At 34.9% G+C, this 14982-nt stretch carries 14 protein-coding genes and 1 tRNA gene; 8 read left to right on the forward strand and 7 right to left on the reverse strand.

Features of this window, described 5'->3' with window-relative positions:
- Window positions 1-20 precede the first annotated feature (20 nt).
- The 3 genes from G3A46_RS02945 to G3A46_RS02955 are packed head-to-tail and all read right to left on the reverse strand — an operon-like array spanning window position 21 to window position 3174.
- On the reverse strand, window positions 21-662 hold the full coding sequence (locus G3A46_RS02945) for a response regulator transcription factor (RefSeq protein WP_165146015.1): 642 nt from the start codon (window positions 660-662) through the stop codon (window positions 21-23).
- On the reverse strand, window positions 659-2668 hold the full coding sequence (locus G3A46_RS14590; protein WP_165146018.1) for an ATP-binding protein: 2010 nt from the start codon (window positions 2666-2668) through the stop codon (window positions 659-661). Before G3A46_RS14590 ends, G3A46_RS02945 begins: the two co-directional genes overlap by 4 nt.
- A 59-nt stretch (window positions 2669-2727) precedes the next feature.
- Window positions 2728-3174, reverse strand: a complete 447-nt coding sequence (locus tag G3A46_RS02955) for a retropepsin-like aspartic protease (RefSeq protein ID WP_165147588.1) — start codon at window positions 3172-3174, stop codon at window positions 2728-2730.
- Between the two features lie 48 nt (window positions 3175-3222).
- Between G3A46_RS02955 and G3A46_RS02960 the strand changes: the two genes are divergently transcribed.
- The 8 genes from G3A46_RS02960 to G3A46_RS02995 all read left to right on the forward strand — a co-directional run bounded on the left by G3A46_RS02960 (window position 3223) and on the right by G3A46_RS02995 (window position 8778).
- Entirely contained in the window at window positions 3223-3987 is a 765-nt protein-coding gene (locus G3A46_RS02960; RefSeq protein WP_165146021.1) for a TatD family hydrolase, read from the forward strand.
- Between the two features lie 72 nt (window positions 3988-4059).
- The gene (locus G3A46_RS02965) at window positions 4060-5088 is read left to right on the forward strand and encodes an asparaginase (RefSeq protein WP_165146024.1); all 1029 of its coding nucleotides are present in this window, start codon (window positions 4060-4062) and stop codon (window positions 5086-5088) included.
- A gap of 159 nt (window positions 5089-5247) precedes the next feature.
- Window positions 5248-5335 (forward strand) — tRNA-Ser (locus tag G3A46_RS02970).
- A gap of 302 nt (window positions 5336-5637) precedes the next feature.
- Complete coding sequence (locus G3A46_RS02975; RefSeq protein WP_165146027.1) at window positions 5638-6441, forward strand: MotA/TolQ/ExbB proton channel family protein; 804 nt, start codon at window positions 5638-5640, stop codon at window positions 6439-6441.
- A gap of 18 nt (window positions 6442-6459) precedes the next feature.
- A complete protein-coding gene (locus tag G3A46_RS02980) occupies window positions 6460-6885 on the forward strand; it encodes a hypothetical protein (RefSeq protein ID WP_139856153.1) in 426 nt (141 codons plus the stop codon).
- The gene (locus tag G3A46_RS02985; RefSeq protein ID WP_165146030.1) at window positions 6885-7514 is read left to right on the forward strand and encodes a biopolymer transporter ExbD; all 630 of its coding nucleotides are present in this window, start codon (window positions 6885-6887) and stop codon (window positions 7512-7514) included. Before G3A46_RS02980 ends, G3A46_RS02985 begins: the two co-directional genes overlap by 1 nt.
- 10 nt (window positions 7515-7524) lie before the next feature.
- Window positions 7525-7995: a biopolymer transporter ExbD gene (locus tag G3A46_RS02990; protein WP_139856151.1), complete on the forward strand. Its 471-nt coding sequence runs from the start codon at window positions 7525-7527 to the stop codon at window positions 7993-7995.
- A 90-nt stretch (window positions 7996-8085) separates the two neighbouring features.
- On the forward strand, window positions 8086-8778 hold the full coding sequence (locus G3A46_RS02995; protein ID WP_165146033.1) for a porin family protein: 693 nt from the start codon (window positions 8086-8088) through the stop codon (window positions 8776-8778).
- On the opposite strand, the gene G3A46_RS03000 is transcribed toward G3A46_RS02995, so the two are convergent.
- The 4 genes from G3A46_RS03000 to G3A46_RS03015 all read right to left on the reverse strand — a co-directional run bounded on the left by G3A46_RS03000 (window position 8773) and on the right by G3A46_RS03015 (window position 14874).
- Window positions 8773-9378 (reverse strand): hypothetical protein, encoded by a 606-nt coding sequence (locus G3A46_RS03000; protein ID WP_165146036.1) that lies wholly within the window; start codon window positions 9376-9378, stop codon window positions 8773-8775. The genes G3A46_RS02995 and G3A46_RS03000 overlap by 6 nt on opposite strands.
- Window positions 9378-10829, reverse strand: a complete 1452-nt coding sequence (gene rpoN, locus G3A46_RS03005) for an RNA polymerase factor sigma-54 (RefSeq protein WP_165146039.1) — start codon at window positions 10827-10829, stop codon at window positions 9378-9380. The genes G3A46_RS03000 and rpoN overlap by 1 nt, the downstream gene beginning before the upstream one ends.
- A 90-nt stretch (window positions 10830-10919) precedes the next feature.
- Window positions 10920-12362 carry an asparagine--tRNA ligase gene (asnS, locus tag G3A46_RS03010; RefSeq protein WP_165146042.1) on the reverse strand — a complete coding sequence of 481 codons (1443 nt, stop codon included), beginning with the start codon at window positions 12360-12362 and terminating at the stop codon, window positions 10920-10922.
- A 106-nt stretch (window positions 12363-12468) separates the two neighbouring features.
- The gene (locus tag G3A46_RS03015; RefSeq protein ID WP_165146045.1) at window positions 12469-14874 is read right to left on the reverse strand and encodes an efflux RND transporter permease subunit; all 2406 of its coding nucleotides are present in this window, start codon (window positions 14872-14874) and stop codon (window positions 12469-12471) included.
- Window positions 14875-14982: the final 108 nt, after the last annotated feature.

A 14982-nucleotide genomic window follows, 5' to 3' on the forward strand; every position in this document is an offset into this window, starting at 1 on the left:
GTCACCTAAAAGATTGATGCTTATAAAAGTTTATCGTGATTTTCTTTGGCCCAAATAAGCAAACTATTGGTTTTAGCCTCTAAATTTAATTTGTTGATAATATTGCTTCTGTGTTTTTCTACCGTTCTGTAGGATATAAAAAGTAGAGAAGCTATCTCTTTATTAGTTTTGTCATTTGCAATAAGCTTCAAAATCTTTTTTTCTGAGGGCGTGAGCTTTTTTAAATCATTGCTTTCAACAGGATTAATGTCAATAAGCTCCATGATTCTATTACTGAAAAAAGGTTCCCCCTTAGACACTGTTTTAATGCAATTTTCAATTTCATCTAAAGCAAATTCTTTTAAAATATATCCGAATATATTCAGTTCTTGTGCTTTTTGATAAAGCTCCTTTTCCTTATGAAGGGTGATAAGTACAATTTTTGTATCAATACCTTCTAGGCCTTTGCATTTTTGTGCGATTTCAATCCCAGACATATACGGCATTTGTATGTCGATAATGGCTATGTCGGGATTTTCTTTCACAATTAAGTTGTAAGCTTCCCTTCCGTCATTCCCACTACCTATTAAATTATAGTTTTTCTCAATCAAAAAATCACTTAGCCCTTTTAATAATAAAGGGTGATCGTCTGCTATAATAATTGAATGTTTATGCTTTTTCATAATGGTAGTTGAAATTCTAATAATGTTCCAAAGTCTTTTTTAGAAGTTACCTTCATTTGCCCTTTTAGAAATTTAGTGCGTTCCAGTAACGTTTTTAACCCAAGAGATTTTAAATCTTGGTATTTGTCAGTAAAATCAAAACCCACACCATTGTCGCGAATGGAAATAAGTATATTGTTTGAAAATATTTTAATTGAAACTTTCCCAGCTTCAGCATTTGCGTGTTTTATAATATTACTTAAACTTTCTTGAACTATTCTATATATGTTGACCTCCTCTTCTTTAGTAAATAAATTATCTATATTATCTATTTCTGAAGAAATGAAAAGGGATGTGTTTTCATCTATTTGCCTAATTGTGTTTTCTATGGCTTTGGTAACACCTAGTTCTTGAAGGTGAAATGGATGCAAGTCTCTTGATATGCTTCGTACTTCTTCAATAGTATGATTCACCATTTCTTTAACTTCTGGGGTGCCTTTTTTAATCAGTTTGTTTTTTATGAGTAGTAATTGTTGCCCTATTCCATCGTGTAAATCTTTCGATATTCTACGACGTTCTTTTTCTTGAGAAATAAGTAATTCCTGACTGAATTTTTCTTGGAGATCTTTATTACTTCTTAAGTGTATTTGATTTCGATATAAAATAACAACTCCGAAAGCTAGAATTAAAGCTATTCCACCAAAAACCATTGCTTTCTTAAAAATTTCATTGTCCTTTTCTAGTAAGCTAATGTTAGTGCTTTTTTCAATTAGTTCTTTTTCTTTTTTTTCAGTTTCATATAAAGTAAGATAGTAAGCTAATGCATTTGCGGTACTTCTATTATAAATGGAGTCTTTTATTAAAGAAGCGGCACGGTTGCTTTCGATACTTTTTCTGTACTCTTTCATATCAAAGTAGATTTCTGATAAGAATTTGTAAGAATTCATTATATCGTCTTCAGAATTAATGCTTTGTGCAATTTCCAAACACTGAGCGGCAATTTTTTCGGCTTCTTCGTAGTAACCTGTGGTTTGTAAAAATTTAGCCTTTGCACTTAAATAATTAATTTTTGTTACTTGGTCTTCAAGTATATCAAACTTTATGTTTTCTAAAAGGTTTAAATGAATGTTTGCTTCTTTAATCTGGTATCGCTCGCAGTAGTAGTTTACAAGACTTGAGTGAATGTTTGTAAATACAGATTTATTGGACTTTTCATTATCAAAGTTTTCTACAGCTAAGAGCAAAGATTTAAATTCAGCGTTTTTATCGCCCATTTTGTGGTAATCAATTGCTTGATTATAGTACTCTTGAGATAAGAAGGAATTTAATTTTAATTTTTTAATTGTCTCTATTAAGGCATTTCTTTCGGATTTAGCTTTTTCATAAAAACCATTTCTACTAAACATATTAATGATTCCTTGCTGAGCAGTAATCATACAATCGTACTTTTTTTGACTTTCAAAAATCGAATACGCTTTGTGTAGGTCTTCTCCTGCAAGTATGAATTTTCCTAAACTTGAGTAAGCCTGCCCACGATAATAATGTGTTTCTGCAATACTAAGTGAATCGCAGTAAGAGAAATTTAAAAATGCTTTATTGTAATCGGAGATTGCTTTATTAGCATCAACTTGTGTGTTTGCCATACCTCGTTTTAGATATAAACCTCCAAGTAATAAGCTGTCGTTTATTTTATACTTACGCGCGAGAACACTGTTTATAACGGTTATAGCGTTTAAAGGGTCGTTGCGAAAGTTTGTAAGTGGCCGTTGTAGATCGATCGCTTTTTTAGCAGCAGCTTCTATAAAGTCTAGTTCTTGAGCTAATTTAACGTATTCAATACTGTATTGAATAAAAGCATCGATATCAGTATTCTTATTTAGAGAAATAAGACTGTCTAAAGTTGCTAACTTTTCAGTTCTAGATTGTTCGATTTGAGCAAATCCAGAATATTCAGTTTCATGCGCGTTAAATCCCCAGATGGGGGATAACGCAATAATAATAAAAAATATAGCTAGGTTCTTGAGCACGTTTATATTATCATCTATTTACTATAAATGTACTTAAAAAAATACAATAAATCTTTTTGTTAAAGACTTGGTAGCTTTATATAAAAACAATTTCTTCCATAATCGATAACTGCGCGATTCTTTTTTAAAAAATCGGCTCCAATAATACCGTGAATAGGTCCCTCTTCAACTTGTGCTAATGCTGCGTTTACGTGAGTGAGATCAAAGAGCACAAAATCCATATTAGAAATCTTCCATTCCTTAATTGCAAAAATGTTTTTTCTGGATAGCATAGTCTCCATATTTATAGCTCCGGCACCAGCAGCTTTAATCATGCTCTCTTCACTAATAAGTTTGAAGTGAGTACTGTTTTTAAAGCCTACACAACTTGTAGAAGCACCAGTGTCTAGAATGAAATCGCCTGAAACTCCATTTATTTTAGCCGAGAACAAATAATGCCCTGTTGCTAATTTTTTAAGTGGAATGCGATAAAAACCTTGGGTTTCAAGAAATTCTCGTAAATGCATCAATTTTTTTGCTCAAAGATAGTAAACAAAATAAGTAGCTTTGCAGCTATGATGACAGATACCCATACCCATTTATATAGTGATGCCTTTTCCGACGACCGAGCAGATATGATGCAACGTGCATTTGATGCAGGGGTTACAAGATTTTTTATCCCCGCAATAGACTCGGGTTTTACCGAATCTATGTATGATTTAGAGAAGGAATATCCTGAAAATGTTTTCCTAATGATGGGCCTACACCCAACTTCAGTAAAAGAAAACTATGAAGAAGAATTAGCTCACGTAGAAGAACAGTTCGAAAAACGAGATTTCTTTGCCGTTGGCGAAATAGGAATTGATCTTTATTGGGATACTTCTACATTAGAAATCCAAAAGATTGCTTTTAAACGCCAAATTCAGTTAGCTAAAAAATACAAACTACCTATAGTAATACACTGTCGTGATGCTTTTGATGAGATTTTTGAAGTTTTAGAAACTGAAAAAAGTGAAGACCTCTTTGGGATCTTCCATTGTTTTACCGGAGATTTTGAACAAGCACAAAGAGCTATTTCATTTAACATGAAATTGGGGATAGGTGGTGTAGTTACATTTAAGAATGGAAAGATTGATACTTTTTTAAACCAAATTCCTTTGAAACATATCGTTTTGGAAACCGATTCGCCTTATCTTGCTCCGGTTCCTTATCGAGGAAAACGTAATGAAAGTAGTTATTTGGCCTTAATTTGTAAAAAACTCTCAGAGTTATACAATGTTTCTGAAGCAGAAGTGGCTAGTATAACGACTGAAAATTCCAAAGCGGTTTTTAAAGTTTGATGACTAAGAGCCTTATCGTGAAATTTTTAAATCGCAACATATTATTTTTCATTTAAAAGCTTAGAGATTAATATGAAAACCCAACCTAACATACTCCTTATATATACAGGTGGAACAATCGGGATGATAAAAGACTTTGAAACTGGTGCTTTGCGCAATTTCAATTTTGATGAATTATTAAATCATATCCCCGAACTTAAACTGTTAGACTGTAATATTACTACAACCTCATTTCCTGAACCCATAGATAGTTCTAATATGAACCCTAAGTATTGGGTAGATATAGCTACTATTATTGAGGAAAATTATGATGAAATTGATGGGTTTGTAGTATTGCACGGTAGCGATACAATGTCATATACGGCATCGGCATTGAGTTTTATGTTGGAGAATTTAGGGAAACCTGTGATTTTTACTGGTTCCCAACTTCCAATTGGAGATTTACGTACCGATGCAAAAGAAAATTTAATTACTTCCATTCAAATCGCATCGTTACGAGAAAAGGGCGTTCCGAAAATTGCGGAGGTTTGTCTTTATTTTGAGTACAAACTATATAGAGGAAATAGAACGACTAAGATAAATGCGGAGCATTTTGAGGCTTTCGAATCGCCAAACTATCCAGATTTGGTTCAAAGTGGGTTGCATTTAGTGGTTAATAACGAAGCGCTTTACAAGCCAAACCGCAGAAAAAAGCTTAAAGTTCATAAAACGATGGAGAGCAATATACTGTTGGTTAAGATTTTTCCAGGTATAGATGAATCAACTATTAAGTATTTATTCGATTATCCTGAAATGAAAGGTTTGGTTTTAGAAACCTACGGTGCAGGTAATGTAACTACTGAAGAATGGTTTATCAATTCGCTCAAAAATGTCATAAAAAGAAGGATTCCAGTAATAAACGTAACCCAATGCACTGGTGGGAGTGTAAACATGGGGCTTTACGAAACTAGTACAGAGCTTAAAAAAATGGGGGTAATTAGCGCAAAGGATAGCACTACAGAGGCTGCATTGGCTAAATTAATGTACTTATTGGGTGAAAATGTATCTCCAAATAGCTTTAAAACTATATTCGAAACCTCATTAAGAGGAGAAATGCAGTAAATTAATCTGTTATTTTTTTTTATGGCGTTGATTTTTTTTTGATATTTGGCACTCGTTAAGCGGAAGCACCTTTTTTGTAACTAATTAGTAGGTGTTCGATTCGAATATTTGAAATAAATTTTTGCTTCAGAATTGTTCTGAGCTAAAAAAACATTTTTTAGAGAGGTGGCCGAGTGGTCGAAGGCGCACGCCTGGAAAGTGTGTATACGCCAAAAGCGTATCGAGGGTTCGAATCCCTTCCTCTCTGCGAGTATATTTTTGCATTATTAAGGTAATGAAAGAGCGTGCTCTAGCAACTAAATAAAGTAGAAATAAACACAATAGTAGCAACGATAGACTTGATTATGACAATCAATAGATTTGAATCAAGAAAAATTGATACTATATATAAGTGTAAAAGTTCATTAAAATTTAAAAAGGAAGCTGATATTAACCTATTTAGGGTGGATTGGAAATTCCTTTTTAGTACATATTAATATTCTTGTAGATTAACTAAATTATTTTATATCTTTAAACCTTTAACTAAAAACAAACTTTAAGTCGATAGCAATGAAAAAATTATTTTCTATTATGGCGCTCGCCGCAATGGTATTTGTAGGCACGTTAAACGCAAACGCTTCAACAGCGCAAACATTACCAACAAGCTCACAAGCTTTGGTAGCAGCAGCAACAGTATCTTTTATTCAGGATGAAACGGCTTCTGCCGATGTTGCTGATAAAGGATTCCATCAAGAATTAAAAGAACGTTTCGTAGAGGGTGGTCCTGGATTTATGGGGGTTGTACTTCTATGTTTAATTCTAGGATTGGCAATTGCTATTGAAAGAATTATCTACCTTAACCTTTCAACAACCAACACGCAAAAATTAGCTCAGGAAGTTCAAGACGCACTAAACAGTGGTGGTATAGACGCTGCTAAAGAAGTGTGCAGAAACACAAAAGGTCCTGTTGCATCAATTTACTATCAAGGTCTTGATAGAGCCGACGAAGGTATTGACTTAGCTGAGAAAGCTGTAGTTGCTTACGGAGGTGTTCAAATGGGACAACTTGAGAAAAACGTATCATGGATCTCTCTATTTATCGCTATTGCACCGATGCTTGGTTTCATGGGTACTGTAATAGGTATGATTACTGCGTTTGATAAAATTCAAGCAGCTGGTGACATGAACCCTTCTCTTGTAGCTGGTGGTATTAAAGTTGCACTTTTAACAACTGTATTTGGTTTGATCGTTGCGATTATCCTTCAGATTTTTTACAACTACATTATCGCTAAAATCGATAGTATTGTAAACAGCATGGAAGATGCTTCTATCACTTTAATCGATATGTTGTTCGATTACAACTCAAAAAAATAAATTTAAACAAACCACAAGATGGCATTACATAAAATATTAAAAATTGTAGCATTGCTTTTAAGCGTTGCGGGAATTATTTTTCTTGCAATGATCATCTCAAAAGGTGATACTGCAGTCGCTGAAACTGGCGCAGGAGTAGATGGCTTCTTGTATGTGGCCTATATCACTTTCGCTTTAATCTTAGTATTTGTTCTCTTCTTCGTTCTTAAAGGTATTTTTGCCGGAGATGTAAAGAAAACATTACTATCAGTAGGAGCATTCTTACTTATTGTAGTAATCTCTTATGTTTTAGCTGAAGGCACTCCAATGGCAATGCGTGAAGGCGATATGCTTTCTGCAAGTGGCTCAAAATGGGTGGGTACAGGTTTATATACCTTCTACATCTTAGGAGTTTTAGCTATTGCAGCAATGGTATTTAGCGGAATCAAAAAACTAGCAAAATAATGGCAAGAAGAGCAACACCGGAAGTAAATGCTGGGTCGATGGCAGACATCGCCTTCCTATTGCTTATCTTTTTCTTGGTAACTACTACCATCGAGAAGGATAGTGGGATTGGAAGACAGTTGCCGCCTAAAGAACCGCCAACGGACGAACAAGTAAAGATTAAAGAAAAGAACCTCTTTATCGTTAACGTTAACCGAGAGGATCAATTGCTAGTTGAAGAGAAACTAATGGATCTTAAAGACTTGCGTCAAGCGGCAATTGATTTCTTAGATAATGGTGGAGCACCTGCTGGAAGTCCAGAATACTGCGACTATTGTAAAGGAAGTCGTAATCCTGAATCTTCAGATAACCCTGATAAAGCAGTAATATCTGTTCAGAACGATAGGCTTACTTCTTATAAAATGTATATCGCTGTTCAAAATGAATTGGTAGCAGCATACAACTATTTAAGAGATCGGGAATCACAAAGGCTTTATGGCTGGAAGTTTACCGAAATGACCAAAGATCTAGATGAAGGAAAGATTAAAGGTGAAGTAGCAAAAGAACAGTTGCAAGAAAAATTGCAAACAATTCAAAAGCTATTCCCTCAAAAGCTGTCAGAAGCTGAACCTAAAAAATCTGGATCATAATATTACAACTATGTCAAAGTTTAGAAAGAAAAAAAGTAATGAATTACCGCCTGTAAGTACAGCATCTTTACCGGATATTGTATTTATGCTTCTATTCTTCTTTATGGTAGTAACTGTACTGCGTGATGATAATTTATTGGTTCAAAATAAATTACCTAAAGCAGACCAAGTTGAGAAATTAAAGAAAGATAGATCGGTGTATATTTATGCTGGAAAACCTTCAGCTCGTTACCAAGAGAGTTTTGGTACTGAAGCGAAAATTCAAATAGGCGATAAGTATACAGATATATCTAACATTAAATTCGCACTTACTGAAGCACGTCAAAAGCTTCGTCCTGAACTTCAGGATAAAGTAATGGTTGCTCTTAAAGTAGATGAGGAAACTAATACAGGAATGGTAACAGACATTAAGCAGGAATTGCGTGATCTTAATATGCTTAAAATTATCTATATCACTACTCCAGGTAATGAATTAGATTAAGCATAACAACAATTATAAATAAAAACGTCTCATAATAATGAGGCGTTTTTTTGTTTCCAAGATTCTGAAAATACGTTTATCTTTATCGATATGAATAAAGTACTCACATTCCTTTTTATTCTTACTGGTATTGCTGCCTTGGCGCAAGATACATTGCCACGTCCGGTAGTAGATTCACTTTATAGAGAGGATCAATTCTACTTGGGGGTTACTTACAATGTACCGTTAAATCTTCCTTCAGGGGTATCTACAAGAGGATTGACAGGTGGAATTCATTTTGGGTTTCTAAGAGATATGCCCATCAATAAGCAACGTAATATTTCAATAGCCGTGGGACTTGGTATCGCATTGGATCAATACGGCCAAAATTTATTTATTGGTGAATCGCTAAAAGATGAAACTATATTTAAGGTTTTAGATAAGGATGTAGACTATTCACGAAATCGCTTTAATACGAGTATAATTGAGGTTCCTATTGAATTTAGATGGCGAACATCTACACTAGAAAAATATGCTTTTTGGCGTGTTTATCCCGGATTTAGAGTTGGATATGCCTTTTGGTATAAATCTACGTTTAAACAGTCTGGAAATAACGTTAATCAAACCAAGATACCTGAATTTAACCCGTTGAGATTAACGGCTACCCTTAGCGCTGGATTTAGTAATTTCAACCTCTTTGCGGCCTATGGTATTAATCCTTTCTTCGATAATGCTAAGACTGTTGATGGTGAGCCTTTTGAATTCCGATCTCTTAAATTGGGAATTGTATTTTTTATACTATAACCAAAAGTTGAATAGTATAAGTTGAGGTAAGGCTCCAATAAAAAGTCCAAGCATTAATTCGCGATAATCGTGAGCATTAGCATTTAAGCGAGAAGAAGCAACCCAGCCATTTACAAATAGAAAAAAGCTAATTGAAACTAATAAGTTTATTTTAAAATGTGCGCTAATTCCTACGAGAAACATTAGAATACCCGCTACTCCCATTTGGTGTAAGCTTATTTTTACTTTAAAAAACACCATTATAAGAGCACTAAAAGTAGAAAACAGGATGCCCACTATAAAGTAATACAATTCTGGGTCGTCGTAAATGTCAAAAACCATTTTAATGATTAGTAGCAAGAGGATGCACTGAATCATCAACGGGAACTTTCGCTCTTTTACGTTTCTTAAATAAATAGTTTCAACTGCTCCTAAGTTTTTCAATAAGAAAAATACTACTAAGGGAATCAAAACAGTAATAATTGCTATGGCTAAAAGCTCTGCTCGAACAATTTCTGCATCTACATACCTAGGGGTAACACTGTAATACAATATAACACCCAATAGCGTCATCAAAAGAGGGTGGAAGATATACGAGGCACTTTTAAGAAATAAATTCATCAGATTTCTTTTCGAAGTCTTGCTACTGGCAGGTCTAATTGCTCGCGATATTTAGCAATAGTACGACGTGCAATTGGATAGCCCTTTTCCAATAAGATTTTCGCAAGCTTATCATCTGTAAGTGGTTTGCGCTTATCTTCTTCAGAAATAGTTATTTCAAGTATTTTTTTAATCTCTCTTGTGGAAACATCTTCACCTTGGTCATTCTTCATCGATTCGCTGAAAAACTCCTTAATCAACTTTGTTCCGTAAGGGGTGTCAACATACTTACTATTAGCAACTCGTGACACAGTGGATACGTCCATATTAATCTTATCGGCAATATCTTTTAATATCATCGGCTTTAGCTTTCGTTCGTCACCGCTTAAGAAATACTCTTCTTGATGATGCATAATTGCATTCATAGTAATGTAAAGAGTTTGCTGACGTTGTTTAATAGCGTCTATAAACCATTTTGCGGCGTCTAGCTTTTGCTTAATGAACATAACGGCATCTTTCTGTGCCTTCGATTTTTCAGTGGCCTCCTTGTAGCCTTTAAGCATATTTTTATAATCGTGGCTAACGTGAAGTTCGGGTGCGTTTCTTCCGTTTAAGGTTAAATCTAGCTCTCCATCCACAATTCTTATGGTAAAATCGGGAACTACGTGTTCAACTATTCTATTGTTACCAGAATAAGTTCCTCCTGGTTTTGGGTTTAGCGCTTCAATTTCGTGAATTGCTTCACGGAGTTGGTCTTCAGTAATATTTAATTTCTGAATTAATTTCTTATAATGCTTTTTACTGAATTGGTCGAAAGAGTCGTCAAGAATATCAATTGCCAATGCAATAGATGGGGTTTGCTCTTTTCGTTCTAACTGAATCAACAAACACTCCTGTAGGTCACGAGCGGCAACACCTGCTGGGTCTAATTCTTGAACTACTTTCAGTACTTTTTCTACTTTATCTTCGGTAGTGTATATATTTTGAGTAAAAGCAAGGTCATCTACTATGTCCTGTAATTCTCGACGGATGTAACCACTTTCATCAACACTACCAACCAGGAAAATTGCTATTTCCTTTTCTTCTTCATTTAATCTATAGGTGTTTAACTGCGCCATTAGGTGCTGCGTAAATGAGGTTCCTGCCGCATAAGGCATTTGTTTCTCCTCATCGTCTGCGCTGTAATTGTTTGCAGAAAGCTTATAGCTTGGCACTTCGTCATCACTAAGATAATCGTCAACGTTTATATCGGTTTCGATTACTTCGTTGCCTTCGTCGTATTCCTCGTTGCTGAATTCGTCATCAAACTCATCGCTTTCCTCTTTGCCACCTTCAAGAGCTGGGTTTTCTTCCAATTCCTGCGCAATTCGTTGTTCGAATGCTTGCGTAGGTAATTGAATCATCTTCATCAACTGTATTTGTTGAGGAGATAATTTTTGGGATAGTTTAAAATTTAATTGTTGCTTTAACATGGTTATAAAATACTACATCATAAAGTTAAAAAAAACTAGCTACTAAAATAATTAAGTAGCTAGTTTTAATACAATCTTATGTTATTATAATTAGAATTCTGCGTTACCTGGAGTTCTTGGGTAAGGAATTACATCGCGAATGTTCCCCATTCCCGTTGTAAACTGTACCAAACGCTCAAATCCAAGCCCGAAACCACTGTGAACAGCAGTTCCAAATTTACGAAGATCTAAGTACCAATATAGTTCTTTTTCGTCAATGTCCATTGCGGCCATTTTCTCTTTCAATACGTCAAAACGTTCTTCACGCTGAGACCCACCAACAATTTCTCCAATTCCTGGGAAAAGTACATCCATCGCGCGAACCGTTTTTCCATCGTCGTTCAAACGCATATAGAAAGCTTTAATTTTTGCAGGATAATCAAAAAGAATCACTGGGCATTTAAAGTGTTTTTCAACTAAGAAACGCTCGTGCTCACTCTGTAAATCTGCACCCCATTCTTCAATTAAATATTTGAATTTCTTCTTCTTATTTGGAGTAGAGTTTTTAAGAATATCTATCGCTTCGGTATAACTTACACGTTTAAAATTGTTGTCTAAAATAAAGTGAAGCTTTTCGCGAAGTTTCATTTCGCTACGTTCGTTTTGAGGTTTGTTCTTTTCCTCTTCCAACAATCTGTTTTCTAAGAATTCAAGATCGTCAGCACAATTATCTAAAGCGTATTTTACAACATATTTAATAAAGTCTTCAGCTAAATCCATATTCGCATCCAAATCGTTGAATGCAACCTCTGGCTCTATCATCCAGAACTCAGCTAAGTGGCGGCTAGTATTCGAATTTTCTGCACGGAATGTTGGTCCAAAAGTATAAACTTTACCAAGTGCCATTGCGTAAGTTTCAGCTTCTAATTGTCCACTAACAGTAAGATTTGTTTCTTTTTCGAAGAAATCTTGCTTGTAATCTATATTTCCATTTTCATCAAGTGGTGGATTTTTAGGGTCTAAAGCCGATACGCGGAACATTTCACCTGCACCTTCAGCATCACTACCTGTGATAATAGGTGAGTGCATATAGTTAAATCCGTTTTTCTGAAAATATTCGTGTACTGCAAATGCAAGTTTTGAACGTGTACGCATTACGGCACCGAAAGTATTGGTTCTAATACGTAAATGTGCTTGCTCGCGTAAAGTTTCTAATGTATGTCTTTTTGGTGAAAGGATAGTAAGTTTTACATCTTCAGGTTTTGCTTCACCTAAAACAGTAAGTTTTGATACTTGAACTTCTACTTTCTGACCTTTCCCTTGACTTTCTACAAGTGTTCCTACAACTTTAATTGCTGCACCAACAGTCACCTTTTTTAGAACTTCATCTTCAAAATTTTCAAAATCCACTACGCATTGAAGCGTATTAATTGTTGATCCGTCATTTAGCGCTATAAATCTGTTACTTCTAAATGAGCGAACCCAACCTTTTACAGTTACTTCAATGTGGGTTTTTTCGCTATTCAGCAATTCATCAATAGTTTTGTGTCGCATGGTCATATTTTAAGTGGAACAAAGATACTTTTAAATAAAATTCCATAAAAGTAAAAGCACCAAATTCCAAATTGATAAGGTTTTGTTTAATGTGTAATTGAATTTGCTATTTTAATTTTTCATCATTTTCTTCATCCTCTCCATCAGATAAAATTTCAATAGCAGGCTTTTTCATTGTTTGCTTATTTGCAATGCTCTTTTCAAGTGAAAGCAACAGCGTAGGCAGCAATAATAAGTTGGATAACATAGCAAAAAGAAGCGTAATTGAAACTAATGCTCCTAATGCTACTGTACCTCCAAAACTAGATATTGTAAACACTGAGAACCCAAAAAACAATACTATAGATGTGTAAAACATACTTACTGTAGTTTCGCGCAGTGCGCCATATACCGATTTCTTGATTTTCCAATTATTTGCAATTAGCTCTTGCCTGTATTTTGCCAAGAAGTGAATAGTATCATCTACCGAAATCCCGAATGCAATACTAAACACCAAAATAGTAGATGGTTTTATAGGAACCCCAACAAACCCCATTACACCTGCGGTTATTATTAGCGGGAGTAGGTTAGGGATTAACGAAACAATAATCATTTTAAAGCTTCGGAACATCCAGGCCATAAATAATGCAATTAAGAAAATTGCAAGTGAAAGGGAAAGGATAAGGTTATTTACTAAAAAGTGAGTTCCCTTTTGAAATACCAATGCTTTTCCAGTAACGGTAACGTTATATCTTTCTTCTGGAAAAATTTTGGCGATTTCAGCATTTAGATCTTCTTCTATACGGTCGAATCTATCCGGTTCCGTATCCTTCATAAAAGTTGTGATACGCGCAAACTGCCCTGTACTATCTACATAGCTGCTAAGCATATTTGTATCGGTATTACTGCTTTTTGCGTGCGAAAGAATAAAACTTCTTTCTTGACTATTAGGAAGTTGATAGTAATTAGGGTTTCCGTTGTAGTAGGCTTGCTTAGAATATTTTACTAGTTCTACTACCGAAATTGGTTTAGCAAATTCTGGAATTTCCTTAATATGTTCTTGTAGCCTGTCAATTCGTTTTAAGGTAGCAAGGTTCATCACTCCCTTTTTCTTTTTGGTGTCTACCATTATCTCTAATGGCATAATACCTTCGTATTCTTTCTCAAAAAAGCGGATATCGTCAAAGAAGCCAGTGTTTTTAGGCATATCTTCAATTAAACTACCAGAAATCTTGATGTTATAAATTCCAATAATACTTGCGCAAAGAAGTAGCAGTGCCGTAATGGAAATGGTAATGCGTTGTTCTTTTACCATGCGCTCAATCCAATTCACAAAACTGTTTATCCACGTTTTGTTCAAGTGTTTTAGGTGCTTGTATTTAGGCACCGCCATATAGCTGTATATAATTGGAATAATGAATAAACTCAATAAAAAGATAGCCACTATATTGATAGAAGCTACAATACCAAATTCTCTAAGCAATTCACTATTTACCAGAATAAAAGTAGCAAAACCTGAAGCAGTTGTGAGGTTCGTCATTAAAGTTGCATTCCCCACTTTAGCAATAACGCGTTGTAACGATTTTGCTTGATTTCCGTGAAGTTTTATTTCCTGCTGGTATTTATTGATTAGGAAAATACAGTTTGGAATTCCAATTACGATAATCAATGGAGGAATTAGCGCTGTAAGAACAGTAATTTCATACTGCAGTAATCCTAAGAATCCAAAGGCCCACATTACTCCGATTATTACGGTAAACATTGAAATAAACGTAGCGCGCCAAGAGCGGAAAAAGAAGAAAAATATCAGGGAAGTTATAAATAGTGCGGCCCCAATAAATAGTCCGATTTCGTCAATAATACTTTGTGAGTTGAGTGTACGGATGTAGGGCATACCAGAGGTATAAACCTTTACACCAGTATCTTCTTCAAACTTTTTAATAAGTGGAATTAAATCGTCAACCACAAAATCTTTTCTCGCTGCGGTATTTACGATGTCCTTTTTCATATAAATAGCCGAGCGAATAGACTGTTTGTCTGGGCTATAAATTAAACCGTCATAAAATGGAAGCTTGTTAAAGAGCTCGTCTTCATACCCTGCTAAATTTTCACTGGTAAAGATTGAGTCTTTTATAAAGGGTACGAGCTCAAAACCTGTGGTATCGGTTCTCTTTTGAAGTTTTTGAAGGTTGCCTACCGAAAGTGTGAGTTCTACCTCATTAAACTTCCCGATGTCTTCAGAAAGTTTATTCCACGCTTTAAATTTTTCAGGTGTGAAAATAGACGAATCTTTCACGCCCATCACGATAAGGTTTCCTTCTTCGCCAAAATGCGAAAGGAATTTATTGTACTCAAGATTTATTGGGTGGTCATCTGGCAGTAGATTGGCTTCGGTATACGTAAAGCGCATGTTTTTCCACTGAAGTGCAAGAAGTACTGTAATTGCGGCAATTACAATTAAAATCCATGTTCGGTTGCGCAAGATAAATCGTGCAACCCAACTCCAAAATCCGATGCTAAAAAGTTTGTTCAAAGCAATTTTTTAAAGATTCCGCAAAGGTAAGGATTCCCTATAAGTAGGCGATTTATTTTTAAGGGTATTTTGGAGTATCTTAATGCGTTAAAAGAATTGTTTTAGAAT

This window comes from Aequorivita sp. KMM 9714, from assembly GCF_011065475.1.
Lineage (GTDB): Bacteria > Bacteroidota > Bacteroidia > Flavobacteriales > Flavobacteriaceae > Aequorivita > Aequorivita sinensis.

Coding starts and splice junctions, on each gene's coding strand:
- G3A46_RS02945 (WP_165146015.1), bottom strand. CDS start 662: ATGAAAAAGCATAAACATTCAATTATTATAGCAGACGATCACCCTTTA.
- G3A46_RS02980 (WP_139856153.1), top strand. CDS start 6,460: ATGGCATTACATAAAATATTAAAAATTGTAGCATTGCTTTTAAGCGTT.
- G3A46_RS02995 (WP_165146033.1), top strand. CDS start 8,086: ATGAATAAAGTACTCACATTCCTTTTTATTCTTACTGGTATTGCTGCC.
- G3A46_RS02965 (WP_165146024.1), top strand. CDS start 4,060: ATGAAAACCCAACCTAACATACTCCTTATATATACAGGTGGAACAATC.
- G3A46_RS02955 (WP_165147588.1), bottom strand. CDS start 3,174: ATGCATTTACGAGAATTTCTTGAAACCCAAGGTTTTTATCGCATTCCA.
- G3A46_RS03000 (WP_165146036.1), bottom strand. CDS start 9,378: ATGAATTTATTTCTTAAAAGTGCCTCGTATATCTTCCACCCTCTTTTG.
- G3A46_RS02975 (WP_165146027.1), top strand. CDS start 5,638: ATGAAAAAATTATTTTCTATTATGGCGCTCGCCGCAATGGTATTTGTA.
- asnS (WP_165146042.1), bottom strand. CDS start 12,362: ATGCGACACAAAACTATTGATGAATTGCTGAATAGCGAAAAAACCCAC.
- G3A46_RS02990 (WP_139856151.1), top strand. CDS start 7,525: ATGTCAAAGTTTAGAAAGAAAAAAAGTAATGAATTACCGCCTGTAAGT.
- rpoN (WP_165146039.1), bottom strand. CDS start 10,829: ATGTTAAAGCAACAATTAAATTTTAAACTATCCCAAAAATTATCTCCT.
- G3A46_RS02985 (WP_165146030.1), top strand. CDS start 6,885: ATGGCAAGAAGAGCAACACCGGAAGTAAATGCTGGGTCGATGGCAGAC.
- G3A46_RS02960 (WP_165146021.1), top strand. CDS start 3,223: ATGATGACAGATACCCATACCCATTTATATAGTGATGCCTTTTCCGAC.